The following is a 20,224-nucleotide window of genomic DNA, read 5'->3' on the forward strand; positions in this document are numbered from 1 at the left end:
GTGAGATTCAAGAGAAACTTATTCAATCGGACGAACCAGCAGGAAGAAGAAAAAGATGATTTCGTTAGCAATGAGACTAGGAGTAGAAGAAAACGTAGTCAATCTGAGGATGATAATTTGAGTGATAATCAGTCAGCTCAAGGGAGCAGGACTGGTTATCGGAAAGCACAGTTTCAAATCGAGATGGAAGAAAAAAGAAAAAATCTAGGACGTAAATTGAACTGGGTAATTTTGGGATTAGTGTTAGCAATTGTTTTAGCGTATCTTTTTATGATTTTTGTTAATTTTTAGGAGGATTTTTTGATGAAATATGGAATATTGTGTGCGATGGAAGAAGAAATCAAGGCCTTAAGAGCAAGGTTGATTAATGCGCATGAAAGTGAACACGGTGGAATAGTTTTTTATGAAGGAACTATTGAGAAAAAAGAGGTTGTGCTGGTTCGTTCAGGAATCGGTAAAGTTCAGGCCGGCATGACAACTGCATTGCTGATTGCTAAGTATGGTGCAACAGCTGTCATAAATTCGGGATCTGCGGGCGGAATTGGTGACGGTCTGCATGTCGGAGATGTTGTTTTCTCGACTGGCGCTGCCTATTATGATGTTGATGCGACTGCTTTTGATTATTTGCCAGGTCAGTTACCACAACAACCGCAGCTGTTTGAAGCAGATCAAAAACTGCTTCAGAAATTAATACGAGCTGCAAAATCTGCTGAATTGAGTGTTAAACAAGGATTGATCGTAACAGGAGATCAATTTATTGCATCTGCTTCTAAAATTAACAAGATAAAAAAAATGTATCCTGCGGCTTTATGTTGTGAAATGGAGGGCGCGGCAGTTGCCCAAGCAGCGTACCAATTTAAAGTGCCTTTCGTAATTGTACGTGCGATGTCAGATGTCGGCGATGAAGATGCTGGGCAAACTTTTGATCAATTTATTCTTGAAGCTGGCAAACGATCGGCTAAAATGATTTTAACTATGTTAGAAGAATAAGAGGAGACTTTGAAGTGAAACATATCTACTTAGACAATGCGGCAACTACACCTATGGCAAGACCGGTTGTTGATACAATGAATAAAATGATGCTGGATGTATATGGAAATGCGTCTAGTACGCATTATTTTGGACGTAAAGCACGTTCAGTGCTAGATGATAGTCGACATGTCATTGCGCAATCGGTCAATGCCCGTAAAGATGACGAAATTGTTTTTACAAGTGGTGGAACGGAAAGTGACAATACAGCCATTATCGAGACTGCTTTAGCACGCAAAAGTGTCGGGCGACATGTGATTACCACTGCTGTTGAACATGAAGCTGTTCTTAAATCTATGGAGTATTTGGAAACGCTTGGTTATGAAGTTACTTATTTGCCTGTTAATGAAAAAGGACGTATCTCTTTAGATGATTTAAAGAACGCACTTAGAGAAGACACTATACTTGTTTCCATTATGTCAGGAAATAATGAAGTTGGCAGTCGAATGCCGATTCACGAAATTGGCCAAATAGTTGCTGCTACCAACGCATGGTTCCATACGGACGCAGTACAAGCTTATGGATTGGTTGATATTGATGTCCAAAAAGACAAGATTGATCTATTGTCAACTTCAGCACATAAGCTGAATGGGCCAAAGTTCTTGGGTTTCCTTTACCGAAGAGACGGACTAAACTTTGCATCGCTTCTAAAGGGTGGAGATCAGGAATTAAAAAGACGTGCAGGTACTGAAAATATTCCGGCAATTGCTGGTTTTGCAGAAGCAGTTAAAATAGTTGATAATGAGGAAAAAGAAGCTCGTCAGAAAAAATATGCAGGTTTTAAGCAGCAGCTGATCAGCGGTTTACAAAAAAATAAAATTGAAGTTGAAGTAAATGGGGAATTAGCTTCTGACAATCTTCAACATGTGTTGAATCTTTGGTTTAAGGGATGTTCACGAGAAGTATTATTAACAAACCTTGATTTAAATGGAATAGCAGCTTCAGCAGGTTCAGCATGCACTGCTGGTAGTTTGGAGCCATCGCATGTGTTGATGGCTATGTATGGAGAAGACAGTCCTCGAATTGTTGAATCATTGCGATTTAGTTTTGGTTATCAAAACACAACAACTGATATTGAATACCTGATTGATGTTTTGACCAGTATTATTAATAAATTGAAAAGAAGTGAAACTGATGGCATACGTTAAAAAGCTTAAAATAAAGGGTGATACGCGAACTTACAAGTTAAGCAGTGACATAAAAAAATATACGCTGCGTGACGTCGGTTTTGTTGAAAGTAAAAACGGCAAGTTTCAACTTGAAAGATCGTTAGACCCAAATTCACCCTTCAATAAGGGGCTTAAATTTAAGATGGCTATCACGTCTAATTTAAAAACATTTAAAATGTTAGCAACAAGTGCAAATGGATTGAATGAAGTTAATATCTACAAAAGCACAGATGCAGATGTTCATATCGAACAACTGAATTATATTTTAGAAGAGCTAGAGAAACGTCACGTGCTTGAAAAAATTGGGCAGAAACTGTCTGAGAATGAAAACTTGTAAAAAAACTGTCAACTAGATATAATGAGTGTTACTGAAATAATACGACCTTCAAATCGTAGATTCAGAATCTAGAGTGAAATGATGGTGAAATTATTATGAAAGATAGAAGCCAGACACGTGTCGTTGTCGGCATGAGTGGTGGCGTGGACTCATCTGTTGTTGCATATTTATTAAAACAGCAGGGGTATGATGTAGTTGGTGTTTTCATGAAAAATTGGGATGATAAGAAAGACAGTGGTGTTTGCACAGCAACTGAAGATTATGAAGATGTTGCCAAGGTTGCCAACAAAATTGGTATTCCTTATTATTCCGTTAATTTTGAAAAAGAATACTGGGACAATGTCTTTACGTACTTTTTAGATGAGTATAAGAGAGGGCGTACCCCAAACCCAGATGTAATGTGCAATAAGGAAGTCAAGTTCAAAGCTTTCTTGGACTATGCAATGCAATTAGATGCTGATTATATCGCTATGGGGCATTATGCGCAATTAAGGCGTGATCAAGATGGAACGGTCCATTTGCTGCGCGGAGCAGACAGCAATAAAGATCAGACATACTTTTTAAGTCAATTGTCACAGCGACAATTGAAAAAAGCTATGTTTCCAATTGGAAATATGCAAAAGAAAGATGTGCGCAGAATTGCTGAAGAAGCAGGCTTAGCAACTGCCAAGAAAAAAGATTCAACGGGTGTTTGTTTTATTGGTGAACGCAACTTCAGTAAATTTTTAAATGAATTTTTACCTGCAAAATCTGGGAAAATGATGACAATTGACGGTAAGATCAAAGGTGATCATTATGGCTTAATGAATTATACGATCGGGCAGCGCAGGGGTTTAGGAATCGGTGGTAATGGTCAGAGCAATGATCCATGGTTTGTAATTGGCAAAGATTTGGAGAAAAATATCTTGTATGTTGGTCAAGGCTATCACAATGAGCACCTTTATGCAGATAGTTTAGATGGCAGCAATGCAAATTTTATTGCGCCGATTGATGATAAAGGAACTGAATTTCATTGTACTGCTAAATTCAGATACCGCCAAAAGGATACTGGTGTGCATGTTTCTCTTGATGCTGATAAAGTCAGAGTTGAGTTTGATCAACCAGTTAGAGCAATAACACCAGGTCAGGAAGTTGTTTTTTATGATGGTGAAGTATGTTTGGGCAGTGCAACAATTGACCATGCGTACCAGAAAACACGTGTTTTGCAGTATGTTTAATTAAATAGTTATTTAAGCTCTCAAGTTAACTCAAATATAGGCTTGAGAGTTTTATTTTTATCCAACGATTAAATTTCAAAAAAAGTGCAAAATTAACGTTATATATCTCCCAGAAGAAGATTTCTATGTCATAATTAACTAATAGTAATTAAAGAGAAGGGTGTCGAAGGTGACAAAATTATTTTTTATTCGCCATGGAAAAACTAAGTGGAACCTAGAAGGACGTTATCAAGGAGCACATGGTGATTCCCCATTGCTTAGTGAAAGTTATCAAGAAATTCAGCAATTGTGTCTATTTTTAAAAAATTATCATTTTTCCAGTATTTATTGCAGCCCAATTTTAAGAGCCAAAACGACGGCTGAAAAAATTGCTGAGGAGCTTCAGCAATCGATTGATGTGAAATGTGTTGCTAATTTGCGTGAGTTTAATCTTGGAAAAATGGAAGGAATGAAATTTACTGAGGTTGAAAAACGTTATCCTCAGGAATTAGATGCTTTTAGGCATCATGCAGAAAAATATAATCCTTCAAAAATTGATGGAGAGTCTTTTGATGAGTTATTCGAAAGAATGACGCCTACAATTAAGGAAATTGTTGAGCTGCATAAAAGTAAGAATGAAAATGTTTTGATAGTGAGCCATGGGGCGGCCTTATGTGCTGAAATCAGACATTTATTAGGTTATTCATTGAAAGAATTGCGAGCAAAGGGCGGTTTGGCAAATACAAGTGCGACTATACTAGAGACCAGTAACGGTGAACACTATAAGTGTTTGGCATGGAATAAAACAGATTACCTTAAACGAAAAATGGATGCTTCTGACATTGTGTAGGAAGGAGTGAAACGACATTGAAAAAGCAAAAAGAGGCAATTGAAGAAGCTGCTCAGTCTGTCAGAAAAATGGTAGCAGCTGTTGATAAGGCCCCGAACAATCCGCAAGTGTACTACAATCTGGGTGCCATGTTAACTGAGTTAAAAAATTACCAGCAAGCAGAAGAGCTATTTAAAAAAGCGTTGCATTTTTTTAAAAATGATGATCAAAAAGCAATACTGCACTATGGGCTGGGGAATGTCTTCTACGCTAGCGGTCTTTATAAAGAGGCAATTGGTGAGTTTCAACAAATAAAGCAAAATAAATTGAAACTAGAAGCACTTTTAATGATTGCACAAGCTGAATATGCGCAAGATAATTATCAGTTTTCATTGGCCTACGCATTAACAGTTGCTGAAGAAAAAAATGATCATGATTCACTGATGCTTGTTGGAGAAAATTTTCTTGCACTTGGAAATTTTGTGCAGGCTGAAAAGTATTTTGACAAGGTTTTGGCTGAGTGGCCAGATGATAAAAAAGCTAATTTTCAACGCGGTATTGTAGGAATAGTTGAAGGGGAAAAAAGTGAGGCCTTTTTTGAAAAGGTGAAAAAAAACAATCCTGAGTATTTCAAAAAAATGAAATCAAGGCTGGTCGACGTTGAAAAGTTTGTTGCAACCAGAAAAAAGGGTGTTCAAGGAGGCAAATAATGACTGCAAACGGGAGTCTTGATTTATTTAGTGCCGAAAATAAAAAAAATGAGGACATTATCGGCAAGGTTGAGGCGATCTTTTTTGAGAGCAGTGAAACTTTTTATAAGGTTATTCAAGTTAAAGTAAGTGAGGCTAACTTCGAATGGAAAAACGATGATATTGTTATTACAGGGAATTTTGCTGATTTAATTGAAGGCAATAACTATCGCTTTGAGGGGCAACTTGTTAAACATCCCAAATATGGTCAGCAATTTCAAGCTTTTAATTATCAGAATGAAACGCCAACAACTCGTGCCGGTATTATAGCATATTTATCAGGAAATAGTTTTCATGGAATAGGCTTGAAAACGGCTACTAAAATTGTCGAGCATTTGGGTACGGACACGATTCAAAAAATACTTGAAGATGAGCGAAATTTGGCAGGTTTAAACTTAAAGAGTGCTCAAAAAAAAGCATTAATAGAGACTCTCCGTTCTGATAATGGAACACAGCAGATTATTATTGAATTGAACAGTTATGGTTTTGGGAGCAGAATGTCCACTGCGATATTTAATAGATATCGTGAAAAAACGGTTGAAGTTATTCATGAAAATCCTTATCGTTTAGCTCTTGAAATTAATGGTATCGGGTTTAAAAAGGCTGATGCAATTGCCGAAAAGCTTGGCTTTGCAGCCGATTCATCTGGACGTATCCAAGCCGCAATTTTGCAAAGCATGCATGATTTATGTCATGAAAGAGGAGATACATATACGACAGCAGAACCCCTTTTGCAGCAGACACTAGGTTTGCTGATGAGTAGTCGACATGTTTCTTTAAATCCGGAATTGCTTGCTGATCAATTACTGCAGATGGCAAATGACGGCAAAATTGTAGGCGAAGAAAACAAAATCTATTTACGCTCTTATTTTGAAGCTGAGTGGAGAATTGCAGAAAATGTTAAGCGCCTGCTGAATTTGAAAGTTAAGGAAAAAGTTAGTGAAAAAACTTTTAAAAATTTGATGACAAAAGTTGAGGAGCAACTTGGGATTTCTTATGGAGAAGATCAAATTAGTGCAATTCAGAAAGCTTTGAATGCACGCCTTTTTTTACTAACTGGGGGGCCAGGGACCGGCAAAACTACTATTATAAATGGTATAGTAGCGACGTTTGCTTTATTGAATGATGTTTCTTTAGACATAAATGAATACAAAAGCGATGAATTTCCTGTTTTGCTTGCAGCACCGACTGGTCGTGCTGCAAAAAAAATGAATGAATCGACTGGACTACCAGCATGCACAATCCATCGTTTGCTAGGTTTAAATGGAAATGATGATGATATGGGTGAACCGCAGCAATTAGATGGTAAGTTATTAATTGTTGATGAAATGTCAATGGTCGATGTCAACCTTTTTGATTTGTTATTGGAATCAATACCTAATCATATGCAGTTGATATTAGTTGGAGATAAAGATCAGTTACCTTCAGTAGGGCCTGGTCAAGTTTTTGCTGATCTTCTTGAAAGTAAACTAATACCTAGCAAAGAATTAAAAATGATTTATCGTCAAGAAAACCAATCTTCGATTATTCCACTGGCACATAGTATCAAAGAGGGAAACCTGCCTGAGGATTTTAGCGTTAATCAAAGTGATCGCTCATTTATTGGTTGTCATGTTTCACAGATATCAGGAGTCATCAAGCAAGTTGTTTCCAAAGCACAGCAACGTGGTTTTTCCAAGCGTGATATCCAAGTACTTGCTCCTATCTATCGCGGATCAGCTGGGATAGATAATTTGAATACATTATTGCAGGATGTACTCAATCCTAAAAAAGCAGGCGGGAAAGAAGTTAGTTTCAAACAACAGTGTTTTAGGATAGGTGATAAGGTTTTGCATCTTGTTAATAGTCCTGAAAATAATGTTTTCAATGGCGATATCGGTGAAATAGTTGGAATAGAAACTTCCAAAGAAAGCAAAGACAAAAAGGAAAAATTGATTATTTCATTTGATGGTAATGAAATATCGTATACCAGCAAAGACTGGAACAAACTAAAACTTGCATATTGTATGTCTATTCATAAGGCGCAGGGGAGTGAGTTTAAGCTGGTTATTTTGCCTATGGTTCGTCAATATTCAAGAATGCTAAAACGTAATCTCCTCTATACTGCAGTTACACGAGCTCAAAATCTGCTGATTCTTTTGGGTGAACAAAGTGCTTATAAGGCTTGTATCGAGAAGGTTTCAATTAATCGTAATACTATGATAGCGGAACGGCTTGGCAGTGTTCTGAATAAAAAAGAAGATAAAAAACTAAGAAAAGAAAAAATCAATCAGAAGAAAGATTCAATTGATGAAGAGACAACAGAAAAAGCAGGTGTCGTATCTGCTAATTACCAGAAGCAAGATGTTGAGAATGCAGTACTTACTATGGAACTGATAAAAACTAACAAAATTGATCCATTGATTGGGCTGAATGGGGAAACACCGTATACTTTGCAACAATAATAATACGTTAAACAATGGCAGAATTAAAACAAGAGAGATGTAGCATGAGGTGACAAAATTTAGGTCTAATATGAAACTACAGACATGGAATTCTTTTGCTATGAGTGATCTGAATTAGACAGAGAGTTTTGACTTATGGAGCATGGTTATACAAAATTAATAAAGGAACTGGATCAAATTTTAAAATTTAATCCAGTTCCTTGTTTTTTAGCTTGATATTATATTAATTAGCGTTTTTCGAGTTTTTTTGTGCTTGACCGTGAATTTGATCATAGTTGGTTTTTGAACTTGAGGAACATTAGCAGCTGATGTTTTCAAATTCTAATGATTGTTAAGATGCTTTTTTAGTTTAGCTTGGAAGTTTTGTCGTTATCTTTTTTAGGCAAGTCAGACAAAGGGATACTATCAATATCATACCAGAAAGGATAACTAAAAGATTTAAAAAAAACATCATAAAATTTGTTATTCATTTGATGTCCATCAATTTGGCCAAATTCAAGCGATTTTATAACCAAATGGATCTGATCACTTTCGAAACGATGGACAAAGGGGAGTTTGTGATGAAAATTAAATTTTCTGGCGATCAAAAACACAAGATAAAACAAAAAATTTATATTATTTACAAGTTCAATATTTAAATTGTTAGCATTAATTTCAAGATTTTTTAAATGATATGTTCCTTGTTTAGAAATAACTGGGTTATTTTTGATAGTTACATTAAAAGTATGTTTGTAAAAATTATATTTTTTGTCGACACGCATTGTAACATCGAATGTTTCTTGATTGATATAGGATGTAAGAGAATGCCAGATTCTAAGCAGGTAATTGAGATGAAATTTTGAAAAGATTTGATGAATGTGAGAGTTCATCATCGAGTTTGAAACGTAGGCAGTGAAACCTATGTCTAACTTATCAGTAAATAGTCTGCGTGAATCATGTGTTGTCTCATCAACTTGTCCGAGGTTGAAATAAGTCGGTTGAACTGCATTCAAAATCTGTTTTAAAGCAGATATGGGATTTGGTGAGATCCCAATTTTTTGCAGAAAGGGATCTTTTTTCTTAGTTGTAATAAAAGCTACTGGTACTTCTCTTTTACCAGCATTTCTAACACCCTTGATAGTGTCAAGCATTAAATTGTGTCCACCGACTGCCAGAATGACAAAGCTGTCTAAATCTTGCAATGAATGTGTCCTCACAAATTTTTCAGCAATGTTGGTAGCAAGATCCGGCTGTGTGCTTGAAACTTCATAGTTAACTTTTTGATCATCCAAGTAATTCTGGAGTTTATTCCAAATATTCACTGCTTTTTTGCCATCAGTATATTTGTCTACAATAATAAAAAATTTTCTCACACTAATTGCCTCCGTTCTAACAATCCCCGCTCATTATATAATAATTCAACTGATTTACAAGACCTTGAACAGGGCAAAATAAAAATTTAGTATTTTTTTGATAATTAAAAAAATGTATTAGTTATTCCATTGAAAGATAATAAGATTAAAATTAAAAAAATATTTTTTACTTAGCTCTTTTTAATAAGTTGGTACATTTTTGATGTACTTCAGAACTAATTGTAAAGTGTATTGTTAATTTTTGCAAAAACAGCAGAGTAAAGCTGGACGAAAAGTTAAAGTTCGATGTAGTTCCTTTATTGTCTCATATAATAGTGTTTGATAAGTTAAAATTATTTGTTTAAACTCGTATTACTCATAGCGGACAAACATGCTATTTTTTGATTTCACGTTAACATCCAAATTTTACCGACTGGGTACCATGCTTATTTTTAATATTATAAATTAAAGTTTTTCAAAACGATTCTGGGAAAAAGTTTGAATAATTTGAATTGCTACAGATTGATATAAAAAAACCTGACTAAGCATATTATGTCAGGTTTTTCCTTTAAATTAATTTTTAAATCATTACAAGCATTGGAATAATCATTGGATGCCGTTCTGTCTGATCGTACAAAAAACGTCGAAGATCATCTATAATAGCATCTTTTAACATAACTTCACTAACATTTTGCTTGCTTAAAGTGCGACGCATAACTCTAAATAAACGTCGCCGTCCACGATCGATTAGTTCGCCAGATTCACGCATATAAATAAAACCGCGTGAAAGCAAATCTGGACCAGCTAAAATTTCATGTTTCTTTAAATCGATGGTAGCAACAACAATAACCAAACCTTCTTCAGATAATACACGGCGATCCCGCAGAACAACATTTCCAATATCACCGACACCGGAACCGTCGACGTAAACATCACCGGCATTAAAATGACCAGCCATACGTGCAGAGTCTTTAGTAAGAGCTAAGACATCACCGTTGCCCATGATGAAAGAATTTGATTTAGGAACATCACAACGTTCTGCTAATTCAGTATGAATTTTCAACATACGATACTCACCATGAACAGGTACAAAGAATTTAGGCTTGATTAAGCGCAACATCAACTTCTGTTCTTCCTGTCCACCATGTCCGGAAGCGTGGATATTGTTAACTTTACCATGAATAACTTCGGCACCGGCTTCTTCAAGTTCATTGATAACGTGGTTAACACTAATTGTGTTACCAGGAATAGGGGAACTTGAGAAAACTACAGTATCGCCAGGTTGAATCGCCACTTGACGATGGGTGCCGTTCGCTATTCGACTTAAGGCTGCCATCGGTTCACCTTGTGAGCCGGTACAAAGAATCATGATTTTATTTGCAGGTAAACTATTAATCTGTCTGGAATCGACAAGAGCATCATCAGGAATGTCAAGATAACCTAATTCACGACCATTCACAATCGCTGCTTCCATGCTTCGACCAAATACAGCAATTTTTCTTCCTTTTGCGACAGCAACCTCGGCAGCTTGTTGGATACGTGAGATATTTGAAGCGAAAGTTGCAAATATAATACGTCCTTCGACTTTTTCGAAAATGCGCTTAATTGATTTTCCAACCCAACGTTCGGATTTTGTGAAGTTAGGAATTTCAGCATTTGTACTGTCAGATAGTAGACATAAAACACCATCACTGCCTAATTTAGCCATACGCTGTAGGTTAGGTGGCTGATTAGTAACTGGAGTTAAGTCAAATTTATAATCTCCTGTTGCAACGATTGTGCCACTTGGGGTTTTAACAGCAACACCCAAGGTGTCTGGAATTGAATGAGTAGTCCTAAAAAATGAGACGCTTGTTTTGCGAAACTTCAAGACAGAGTCCTCATTTATTTCGTGCAGTTCTGTTGTTCTTAACAATCCATGTTCTTCAAGTTTGCTCTTAATTAAAGCAAGAGCAAGAGGACCTGCATAAATCGGGACATTAATTTTTTTCAACAAGTATGGAATACCACCAATATGATCTTCGTGACCGTGAGTGATAACCAAAGCTTTAATTTTTTGTTGATTGGCGACTAAATATTGATAATCAGGAATAACATAGTCAATGCCTAAAAGATCATCCTCTGGAAACTTAATCCCCGCATCAACAACAATTATTTCATCTTGAAATTGGACCCCATAAGTATTCTTTCCAATTTCTCCTAGACCACCAACCGCGAAAACAGCTGTTTCATTATTTTTGACGCTGAGCTTTCTCATTTATTAAACTCCGTCAATTTATAATCGGGACTTGATTGTTCATACTCAAGAGCTTTGGGGTCTAGTCCCTCAATATGTTCAATGTTGTAAGCAGTCTCTTCCTCAACCATAATGCGAGCATCAACTTGTGATTGTGCTTCTACATAAAGTGATTGAGTGTTCTCACGACGTGGGTTAATTTTTTTGGAAGGTTGATAAAATACTTTAAAAATCATTAATAAAAACTCCTTAATATATTAAAATTAAAATAAGCTTCTACGACTATGCCTGCCTACAGCAAACGATAGCGTAAAGTAAAAAACGAAAGTAAATTTTCCGAACGTGGATTGTCTTCACAATAATTGTTACTATTTTAGCATAGATATTACGATAAGTATATAAAGGTGTTGGGATTGAGATGCATTTGCTTATCAAATGCTGTTAGAAGAATGAAGCATGTTATAATTGGTACAGTGAAAAGGAGTGGTTTAATGCATTTCTTTATTTGGATATTCATATTGGTAGTAATATTGCTGTTCTTTTTTTTAAGCAAACGAATATTGCGACGAAAAGCGTTAAAAATCTTACAGTCTGAAAACAAGAAAGTAGCAGATAAAGCTATAGCTGCATGTCTTTCACATTTACAGATAGAATGGCTTATAGAGTATGAAGGTCACATTGAAAATTCAAAATTGTTGGCAAACATTTGGGGTAAGGGTGTCATGGTTTTTGAATATATCTTACCCGTTCAAAAAGTGTCAAAAAAAGAATTGAAACAGTTTAAAAAAGAACTGAACCATCGTCTTTCAAAATATGCAGAAGATAATGAAATTTCTCATTTTGAAAATAATCCAACTTTTTTGATTTCAGATCTGTGGTTTTTGGCACCATCGCTCCACATAGAAGTAGCGTATATTTCTAATAAACAGACTTTAGATTATTTAAGGGATATTGACAAGCTTGAAAAATAATTTTTAAAAAGATCAAAAAGGCTGTAGCAAAATAAATTTTTTGCCACAACCTAATTGTAATAGATTCAAGATGGTTATGCTGGCCTTTAGGTGCAATACATCTTTCTTTTATCTGCTTATCCGAGGATAACAGTGTTCTCATCCACATTGAATGGATTTTTCTTATTGATGTGATCGAAGAAAAGAACTCCATTTAAATGGTCAATTTCATGTTGACACACAATAGCTGGATAATCTCTTAGTTTATCGACATGTTTGTTGCCATCTAAATCGTACCAGCGCAAAGTGATACGATCGTGCCGCGGAACATAGCCAGGGATATCACGGTCAACTGAGAGACATCCCTCTCCTTCAGAGAGAGCAGCCATCTTAACAGACTCGCTTAAAATAGTTGGATTAACTAAAATGTGCTTGAAGAGCGGTTTATCATTTTCATCAGGGACCAAGACTGCGGTCATTCTGATTGAAACATCTACTTGAGGAGCAGCCAGCCCAACACCTGCTCTGAGTTTATATTTTTCAGCTAATTCAGAATTCTGACTATTTTCTAAAAATTCCATCATTTCATGTGCAAGTTGTTTTTGACCAGCACTCATTGGAAAACTGACTGCTTTTGCACGTGCTCGTAAAGTAGGGTTGCCTTCACGAATTATATTATCCATAGTAATCAAAACTAGTTCCTCCATTATTTATAATCTAAATCCCCCTAATTATAGACTATTAGTGAATATTTTTAAAATTATTTTGATGCTGACAGTACTTATTTATGTATAATACGGTTAAAGAGTTATTTTGCTGCAAGGATGATTATTACTTTTTGCTGCAAGTCGTTATAGGAGATGAACATCTATGAAATTACCTCAAAATATCAGTTATCCATTGAAAGATGAATGGTCAACAGAGGATATTGTCAAGGCAACTGAATTTTATTATGCAGTTGAAAAACTTAACACTACAAAAATTGAAAGAAAGATTTTTTTTAATAAATATGCTGATTTTGTCAAAGTAGCACCGATGAAAATGACACAAAAGCAGCTGGATAGAGAGTTCTATCAACTGTCAGGGCTCAGTATCTATCAGGCAGTACAATTTGCCCGAAAAACAGAAAAGGATTATTTGCATCTTAAAATTCAATAAAGGAGATGTGGATGTTGGAATCATTGCGAACAATAGATGACAACGTTAAAAAATGGATGAAAGAAGTACGCGTTAAAGTAATTGCGAGTTTTAATGATGATTTAGATGTTAAAACAAAGTCAGGACCAAATGATCTAGTAACTAATATTGATCGGGAAGTTGAGGAATTTTACAAAGACAAAATAAAAAAGTATTATCCTGGGTCAGAAATAATAGGCGAAGAAAGTGCGCACGAAGTCAGGGAACCTAAAAATGAAGGGTTATTGTGGGTTATTGATCCGATAGATGGGACCATGAATTTTGTTAAGCAAAAGAATCATTTTGCTAGTATGATTGCTATTTATCGAAAAGGTACTGCTATGCGAGGCTATATTTATGATGTAATGCAAGATAAGCTGTATTGGGGCGGGCCCGAGATTGGTGTTTATTGTAATCAGGATAAGATAGAACCACCTAGTGATAAGAAGCTGAACAAGGGGCTTTTCGGAGTAGGGGCCCCATTGTTGATTGATAACTACCATAATTTACAAAAGGCTGCGTTAGAAAGTTGTGGAACAAGAATATATGGGTGTTCTGGCATTCAATTTATTCATGTTCTGAATGGACAATGTGTCGCGTATATTTCGTATTTGCGTCCGTGGGATTATGCAGCAGGAAAAGTCTTGGCAGAAACCTTAGACTTGGTTGTGAAAACGATTGACGGAAGACCTATCGATATGTTATCATCTAGTGATGTATTAGTTGCAACGAAAAATGCTCAAAAAGACATAACTAGAATCGTGCAGTCGACTTACTAGGTCTTGAGCTGTGACGAATGAGTCACAGTTTTTTTATGCCGAGTAATGAAAACCGTTTTTGCGGGTTTTCAGTAACTGAAATGTGGAGTCTTTATTGTATCTTGAACAGCATTTTTCTTGTGGATAGATTCATATCGCGAAAGGAAGAAAATAAATTTGAAAACACGTGACGATATCCGTAATGTTGCTATTATTGCCCATGTTGATCATGGCAAAACAACATTAGTTAATGAATTACTCAAGCAATCGGATACTTTAGACGAACATACAGAGATTGATGACCGCGCACTTGATTCAAATGCAATTGAAAAGGAACGTGGAATCACGATCCTTTCTAAAAATACTGCAGTTGAGTACAAGGGCAAGCAGATTAATATTTTAGATACACCAGGCCATGCTGACTTCGGTGGCGAAGTTGAACGTATCATGAAAATGGTTGATGGTGTGTTGTTAATTGTTGATGCTTTTGAAGGAACTATGCCACAGACTCGTTTTGTTCTGAAGAAAGCCTTAGAACAACATTTAACACCAATTGTTATTATCAATAAAATTGACCGTCCTGGTGCACGCCCTGAAGAAGTAGTGGACGAAGTGCTGGATCTCTTTATTGAATTAGGTGCAGAAGAGTCTCAGCTTGAATTCCCAGTTATTTATGCTTCAGCTGTAAATGGGACGTCATCTCTAGAATCAGACATCAGTACACAGGAACATACAATGGATCCGATCTTTAATGCCATTTTGAAGACAATACCAGCACCTATTGATAATTCTGACGAACCACTTCAATTTCAAGTTTCAATGCTTGATTACAATGAGTTTGTTGGACGTATAGGTATTGGTCGTGTTTTCCGTGGAAAAATTAAAGTGGGAGATCAAGTTACAGTTATGAAGCTTGACGGAACAAAGAAGAACTTCCGTGTTACTAAGTTATTCGGATTCTTTGGTTTGAAGAGGCTGGAGATCGATGAAGCTAAAGCTGGAGACTTGATTGCAATTTCAGGTATGGAAGATATTTTTGTCGGTGAAACGGTTTGCCCGTCCGACCATCCTGAAGCTTTGCCTGTCTTGCGAATTGATCCGCCTACACTGCAAATGACTTTTAGAACGAATGATTCACCATTTGTTGGCCAAGAAGGCGACAACGTAACTGCACGTAAGCTGGAAGATCGTTTGAAGGTCCAATTACACACAGATGTTTCCTTGCGTGTTGAAGATACTGAATCTCCAGATGCTTGGGTCGTATCTGGTCGTGGAGAACTTCATTTGTCAATCCTTATCGAGACTTTACGTCGTGAAGGTTTTGAACTTGCAGTTTCGCGTCCACAGGTTATTTACCGAGAAGTTGAAGGTAAGATGTGTGAACCATTTGAGAACGTGATTATTGATACTCCTGATGAATATTCTGGTAGTGTAATTGATTCTCTTTCACAACGCAAAGGCGAAATGGTTAACATGGAAACTGGCTCGAATGGTCAGACTCGTTTGACTTTCTCAGCACCTACTAGGGGACTGATTGGATACGATTCACAATTTCTTTCAATGACTAGAGGTTACGGGATTTTTAACCACACATTCGCAGAATACAAACCGGTTATTCATAATTGGGAACCCGGTCGTCGTAATGGTGCATTGGTTTCGATCAATCGCGGCAAAGCAACGACATATGCAATTATGGGTGTCGAAGATCGCGGAACAATTTTTGTAGATCCCGCAACTGAGGTTTATGAAGGAATGGTTGTTGGTGAAAGTTCACGTGAACGTGACATTTCAGTCAATGTTACTAAGGGTAAAAATATGACTAATGTCCGTTCATCGAACAAAGATCAGACGGCAACAATAAAGAAGCCAACACATTATACTTTGGAAGAATCATTGGAATTCTTGAATGAAGACGAATTGTTGGAAATCACTCCAAAAAATATTCGCCTACGCAAACGAATTCTGGAAACAAATGCGCGCGAAAAAGCAGCTAAACAGAAAAAGACCGCTGCCAATAAAAATAAATAATTATTACTGATGATTATTAATAAGGGCAAGAAATAAGACATATGATGTGTCTTAATTTCTTGTCCTTTTTTGATGGTTATAAAAAACTTGTTTTTTAAAGAAAAATCGACGATATGTTCGTGAAATGACTAAAAAAAGCCCATAAAAGTATTTTTTTGTTGAAAAATGCGAATTTTAGAGACATAATATTAGCAAGAGATGCTGAAGGAAAATTCTCTTTTGAAACGATATGTGTTGTTGGTTTTAGAGACACTGGAACTGAAATATTTGTATGATATAATTGCTCTAGTTAAGAAAGGAGCAGAAATTATGCGCGAATCTGTTTCCAGAGAAGAAGTTTTGAACGCTTTGGCTAAGGATGCTGAAAAAATTCAAGCTTTACTGGATAAACAACGAAATTTATTATGCTTGTCACAATGTCCTGCGTTTGAGGAGGTAGCCGACACTCAGCTGTACGGTTTCTCAAAGGAGGTTCATTTGGCTCAGAGCTGTGGGTTGATATCTGGAAAAGAAGGACAGGAAATAATTAAAAATCTTGAACATATTTTGTCGGATATCTATGTTACAGCAGGAGAGGACAAGTAGTGGAAAATCATTATGAAAAAATTACGAAATAAATTACATTATTTCGACTTTTACCTGTTCATACCATATATTATTTTATGCGGAATAGGAGTCGTAATGGTTTACTCGGCAAGTTCAATCAGTTTATCCTATACAAGCAGTGCAACTAATACTTATATGATTAAACAGCTTCTTTATGTTTTTTTAGGTTTGTTTTGTTTTACAATGGCTTATATGTATCGTTTTAAGAAACTTATGAGTCGGAAATTTATTATATATGGTTTTATAGTGATAGCGTTATTGTTATTATATGCTAAGTTTATGACAGATCCGATTAATGGTGCGAATGGCTGGATTGATTTGAAAGTTTTTAGTTTGCAACCTGCAGAACTTTGCAAGTTGTACTTGGTTTTCTTTGTGGCTCAGTTATTAACCAGAAGAGAAAACAGAGCTGTTGCTGATTTGAGTAGAGAGAAAAACTGGAAACCGTGGTTTTTAATAATTACATTGTTACTTTTAGTTTTCATCGAGCCTGATTTAGGCGGTTTTTCAATTAATGCAATGATTGTAATTGTTATGGTACTTGCTCGAGGAATAAATTATCGTAAAACATTGTTTCAATTAGCAGCGCTGCTTTTGGCAGTAGGAGCAGGTGTTCAATTGATGCGCCTTTGGAATCCTTTAAAGGGTACAGACTATGCATACATGTACAACAGACTGGTGGCTTTTTATAATCCTTTCAAAGTTGCAAGTACAAGCGGACAACAATTGATAAACTCATATTATGCTATCAGTAATGGCGGTTTGTTTGGTCTAGGTTTAGGTAATAGTATTCAGAAAAGGGGCTATCTGCCTGAAGCACATACCGATTTTATTTTAGCGGTTATTAGTGAAGAACTTGGTGTTATAGGCGTTACGTTTGTTCTTTTGTTGCTTACTTGGCTTGTCTTGCGAATATATTTGATAGGTGTGCGTTCTAACAACACATATGACACCTTGGTTTGCTATGGTATAGGAACATTTGTTGGTGTTGAAGCCTTATTCAATATTGGAGCAGTTAATGGTTTGCTCCCTATAACTGGTGTGACTTTGCCGTTCGTATCATATGGTGGGTCAAGTATGATTGTACTATCGTTAGCTTTAGGTGTTGTTATGAACATTTCAATCAACCAACGTCGAGGATTGAAAGATAGGATTAACAGTTAAAGAAACATACTACCATAATTGGTTGTTTAGTTTTTTGTTAGGTTGTCATTCAAGATTTTCACAGAAAGTGGGAGTTCAATGGAAAAGATATTGATTGCTAATCGTGGAGAAATTGCTATTCGAATCATTCGTGCGTGTCAGGAATTAAAATTGAAAACAGTTGCTATTTTTGCTAAAGAAGATGAATTTTCGGTTCATCGTTTTAAGGCAGATGAGGCTTATCAAGTGGGAGCAGGCAAAAAGCCAATTGAGGCTTATCTTGATATGGACGATATTATTCGAATTGCAAAATTGACCGGTGCTGATGCAATTCATCCTGGATACGGTTTTTTAGCAGAAAATGAAATTTTCGCACAAAAGTGTTTCAACGCTGGAATTAATTTTATAGGCCCAACTGTCAAGCAACTTGAGATCTTTGGAGATAAAGTTAAAGCTAAGGTGGCTGCAAAAAAAGCAGGTTTACATATTATTCCAGGCAGTAATGGTCCTGCAAATTCGTTGGAAGAAGTTAAAACTTTTGCTGCAAAACACGGATATCCAATTATGGTCAAGGCTGCACTTGGTGGCGGAGGCCGCGGTATGCGGATCATAGAGAATGAAAGCGAGATCGAGGAAAGTTACAATCGTGCACGGAGTGAGGCTAAACAATCGTTTGGTGATGATGAACTCTATGTAGAAAAGTATTTGAAGAAACCTAAGCATATTGAAGTACAAGTTTTAGCAGATAAGCATGGAAACATTGTTCATTTGTTTGAGCGTGATTGTTCTGTTCAGAGGAGACATCAGAAAGTTATTGAAGTTGCTCCAAGCATTTCACTCAGTACTGAAAGAAGACATGAGATTTGTGAAGCTGCTGTTCGATTGATGAAAAGTGTATCTTACCAAAATGCAGGGACAGTTGAATTTTTAGTCACGGACGAAGATTTTTATTTCATCGAAGTTAATCCCCGCGTACAAGTTGAGCATACCATTTCAGAAATGATTACTGATGTTGACATTGTTCAATCTCAGATTCTTATCGCTGCAGGAAAAGATCTCTATAAAGATTTGAAGCTTCCGCATCAAGCTGATCTGAAACATCATGGTTTTGCGATTCAGTGTCGTGTAACGACAGAGGATCCAGAAAATAACTTCATGCCGGATACAGGTAAGATTGAAACATACCGTTCACCAGGTGGCTTTGGAGTGCGTTTAGATGGTGGAAATGCTTATGCTGGAGCTATTATAACCCCGTATTTTGATTCATTGCTAGTAAAGGCTTGTGTGCAAGCACGGAGTTTTATTAATGCTGTTTTAAAAATGGATCGTGTCTTGGATGAATTTAGAATTCGTGGAGTCAAGACAAATATTTCATTTATGCGTAATGTTATTAATCACCCTGTGTTTTTAGCAGGCAAGGCAAGCACAACTTTTATTGACAGTACACCTGAGTTATTTAATTTTAAGCGTAAAAAGAATACAATCAACCAATTACTGAAATATATTGGTAATGTCACAGTCAATGGTTTTCCAGGTACGGAAAAACACAAAAAAGTTTTTGCACCTAAAATTAGTGTCGGAAGTGATTTTACTTTTCAGCCGAATGTAGAAAATGCTAAAAAGGTTTTGGACCGTTCGGGTGCGGATGCAATGATTGATTGGCTCAAAAAGCAAGATAGAGTCCTTCTCACAGACACTACAATGCGTGATGCGCATCAAAGCCTGTTTGCCACAAGAATGAGAACAAAAGATATGATTCCAGTGGTGAATGTCTATGACAAAGCAATGCCACATATTTTTTCAGCTGAGGTATGGGGCGGTGCGACCTTTGACGTGGCTTATCGATTTTTAGATGAGGATCCATGGGAGAGATTAAAGTTAATTCGTAAAAAGATGCCGCATACTCTTTTGCAAATGCTGTTTAGGGGATCGAACGCTGTTGGATATAAGAACTATCCGGACAATGTTTTGCAGCGCTTTATTAATCAAAGTGCCACAGATGGTGTGGATGTTTTTCGTATTTTTGATAGCTTAAATTGGGTAACACAGATGGAAAAGAGCATTCAGTTTGTGCGTGATACTGGAAAGATAGCAGAAGGAACGATGTGTTACACAGGTGATGTCTTAAATCCAGATGAACACAAATATGATTTAGGGTATTACAAACAATTAGCCAAAGACCTTGTTGCGGCGGGGGCGCAAATTATTGGAATTAAAGACATGGCAGGGTTGTTGAAGCCTAA

General features: G+C 36.4%; 19 protein-coding genes. 15 read left to right on the forward strand and 4 right to left on the reverse strand.

The window, feature by feature from the left end:
* The 8 genes from FD20_RS02605 (at window position 1) to recD2 (ending at window position 7,753) form a co-directional block, all read left to right on the forward strand.
* Window positions 1–291 carry a hypothetical protein gene (locus FD20_RS02605; RefSeq protein WP_057736030.1) on the forward strand — a complete coding sequence of 97 codons (291 nt, stop codon included), beginning with the start codon at window positions 1–3 and terminating at the stop codon, window positions 289–291.
* Between the two features lie 12 nt (window positions 292–303).
* Window positions 304–990 (forward strand): 5'-methylthioadenosine/adenosylhomocysteine nucleosidase, encoded by a 687-nt coding sequence (locus FD20_RS02610; RefSeq protein ID WP_057736031.1) that lies wholly within the window; start codon window positions 304–306, stop codon window positions 988–990.
* Between the two features lie 14 nt (window positions 991–1,004).
* Window positions 1,005–2,177, forward strand: coding sequence for a cysteine desulfurase family protein (locus FD20_RS02615; RefSeq protein WP_057736032.1), 1,173 nt, complete (start codon window positions 1,005–1,007; stop codon window positions 2,175–2,177).
* Window positions 2,164–2,535, forward strand: a complete 372-nt coding sequence (locus tag FD20_RS02620; RefSeq protein ID WP_057736033.1) for a DUF1831 domain-containing protein — start codon at window positions 2,164–2,166, stop codon at window positions 2,533–2,535. Before FD20_RS02615 ends, FD20_RS02620 begins: the two co-directional genes overlap by 14 nt.
* A gap of 95 nt (window positions 2,536–2,630) precedes the next feature.
* On the forward strand, window positions 2,631–3,752 hold the full coding sequence (gene mnmA, locus FD20_RS02625) for a tRNA 2-thiouridine(34) synthase MnmA (RefSeq protein WP_057736034.1): 1,122 nt from the start codon (window positions 2,631–2,633) through the stop codon (window positions 3,750–3,752).
* 169 nt (window positions 3,753–3,921) lie between these two features.
* Window positions 3,922–4,581, forward strand: a complete 660-nt coding sequence (locus FD20_RS02630) for a histidine phosphatase family protein (protein ID WP_057736035.1) — start codon at window positions 3,922–3,924, stop codon at window positions 4,579–4,581.
* A gap of 17 nt (window positions 4,582–4,598) precedes the next feature.
* Complete coding sequence (locus tag FD20_RS02635; protein WP_057736036.1) at window positions 4,599–5,270, forward strand: tetratricopeptide repeat protein; 672 nt, start codon at window positions 4,599–4,601, stop codon at window positions 5,268–5,270.
* Window positions 5,270–7,753: an SF1B family DNA helicase RecD2 gene (gene recD2 / locus FD20_RS02640; protein WP_057736037.1), complete on the forward strand. Its 2,484-nt coding sequence runs from the start codon at window positions 5,270–5,272 to the stop codon at window positions 7,751–7,753. Before FD20_RS02635 ends, recD2 begins: the two co-directional genes overlap by 1 nt.
* 344 nt (window positions 7,754–8,097) lie before the next feature.
* Here recD2 and FD20_RS02645 read toward each other — a convergent pair whose 3' ends face one another.
* The 3 genes from FD20_RS02645 to FD20_RS02655 form a co-directional block, all read right to left on the reverse strand.
* On the reverse strand, window positions 8,098–9,105 hold the full coding sequence (locus FD20_RS02645; protein WP_057736038.1) for a diacylglycerol kinase family protein: 1,008 nt from the start codon (window positions 9,103–9,105) through the stop codon (window positions 8,098–8,100).
* Window positions 9,106–9,664: 559 nt separating this feature from the next.
* Window positions 9,665–11,341 (reverse strand): ribonuclease J1, encoded by a 1,677-nt coding sequence (rnjA, locus tag FD20_RS02650; RefSeq protein ID WP_057736039.1) that lies wholly within the window; start codon window positions 11,339–11,341, stop codon window positions 9,665–9,667.
* Window positions 11,338–11,556, reverse strand: coding sequence for a DNA-directed RNA polymerase subunit epsilon (locus tag FD20_RS02655; RefSeq protein WP_057736040.1), 219 nt, complete (start codon window positions 11,554–11,556; stop codon window positions 11,338–11,340). Before FD20_RS02655 ends, rnjA begins: the two co-directional genes overlap by 4 nt.
* Before the next feature lie 255 nt (window positions 11,557–11,811).
* Here FD20_RS02655 and FD20_RS02660 point away from each other — a divergent pair, with 255 nt between their 5' ends.
* Entirely contained in the window at window positions 11,812–12,291 is a 480-nt protein-coding gene (locus tag FD20_RS02660) for a hypothetical protein (RefSeq protein WP_057736041.1), read from the forward strand.
* A 116-nt stretch (window positions 12,292–12,407) separates the two neighbouring features.
* On the opposite strand, the gene def is transcribed toward FD20_RS02660, so the two are convergent.
* On the reverse strand, window positions 12,408–12,962 hold the full coding sequence (gene def / locus FD20_RS02665) for a peptide deformylase (protein WP_057736061.1): 555 nt from the start codon (window positions 12,960–12,962) through the stop codon (window positions 12,408–12,410).
* Window positions 12,963–13,140: 178 nt separating this feature from the next.
* Between def and FD20_RS02670 the strand changes: the two genes are divergently transcribed.
* The 6 genes from FD20_RS02670 to FD20_RS13760 form a co-directional block, all read left to right on the forward strand.
* A complete protein-coding gene (locus tag FD20_RS02670) occupies window positions 13,141–13,428 on the forward strand; it encodes a UPF0223 family protein (protein WP_057736042.1) in 288 nt (95 codons plus the stop codon).
* Window positions 13,429–13,439: 11 nt separating this feature from the next.
* Entirely contained in the window at window positions 13,440–14,225 is a 786-nt protein-coding gene (locus tag FD20_RS02675; RefSeq protein WP_057736043.1) for an inositol monophosphatase family protein, read from the forward strand.
* Window positions 14,226–14,381: 156 nt separating this feature from the next.
* Window positions 14,382–16,232: a translational GTPase TypA gene (typA, locus tag FD20_RS02680; protein ID WP_057736044.1), complete on the forward strand. Its 1,851-nt coding sequence runs from the start codon at window positions 14,382–14,384 to the stop codon at window positions 16,230–16,232.
* A gap of 219 nt (window positions 16,233–16,451) precedes the next feature.
* Window positions 16,452–16,817: a DUF1507 family protein gene (locus tag FD20_RS02685; protein WP_235807694.1), complete on the forward strand. Its 366-nt coding sequence runs from the start codon at window positions 16,452–16,454 to the stop codon at window positions 16,815–16,817.
* 9 nt (window positions 16,818–16,826) lie between these two features.
* The gene (locus tag FD20_RS02690; RefSeq protein WP_164478839.1) at window positions 16,827–18,002 is read left to right on the forward strand and encodes an FtsW/RodA/SpoVE family cell cycle protein; all 1,176 of its coding nucleotides are present in this window, start codon (window positions 16,827–16,829) and stop codon (window positions 18,000–18,002) included.
* Between the two features lie 78 nt (window positions 18,003–18,080).
* Window positions 18,081–20,224 (forward strand): pyruvate carboxylase (locus FD20_RS13760; RefSeq protein WP_235807695.1); only part of this gene is annotated, 2,144 nt, incomplete at its 3' end.

Source organism: Liquorilactobacillus uvarum DSM 19971, assembly GCF_001434935.1.
Lineage (GTDB): Bacteria > Bacillota > Bacilli > Lactobacillales > Lactobacillaceae > Liquorilactobacillus > Liquorilactobacillus uvarum.

Excerpts from the sequence above, each read along its gene's own strand:
- FD20_RS02610 (WP_057736031.1), top strand. The coding sequence starts at position 304 with ATGAAATATGGAATATTGTGTGCGATGGAAGAAGAAATCAAGGCCTTA.
- FD20_RS02620 (WP_057736033.1), top strand. The coding sequence starts at position 2,164 with ATGGCATACGTTAAAAAGCTTAAAATAAAGGGTGATACGCGAACTTAC.
- mnmA (WP_057736034.1), top strand. The coding sequence starts at position 2,631 with ATGAAAGATAGAAGCCAGACACGTGTCGTTGTCGGCATGAGTGGTGGC.
- recD2 (WP_057736037.1), top strand. The coding sequence starts at position 5,270 with ATGACTGCAAACGGGAGTCTTGATTTATTTAGTGCCGAAAATAAAAAA.
- rnjA (WP_057736039.1), bottom strand. The coding sequence starts at position 11,341 with ATGAGAAAGCTCAGCGTCAAAAATAATGAAACAGCTGTTTTCGCGGTT.
- FD20_RS02655 (WP_057736040.1), bottom strand. The coding sequence starts at position 11,556 with ATGATTTTTAAAGTATTTTATCAACCTTCCAAAAAAATTAACCCACGT.
- FD20_RS02660 (WP_057736041.1), top strand. The coding sequence starts at position 11,812 with ATGCATTTCTTTATTTGGATATTCATATTGGTAGTAATATTGCTGTTC.
- FD20_RS02670 (WP_057736042.1), top strand. The coding sequence starts at position 13,141 with ATGAAATTACCTCAAAATATCAGTTATCCATTGAAAGATGAATGGTCA.
- FD20_RS02675 (WP_057736043.1), top strand. The coding sequence starts at position 13,440 with ATGTTGGAATCATTGCGAACAATAGATGACAACGTTAAAAAATGGATG.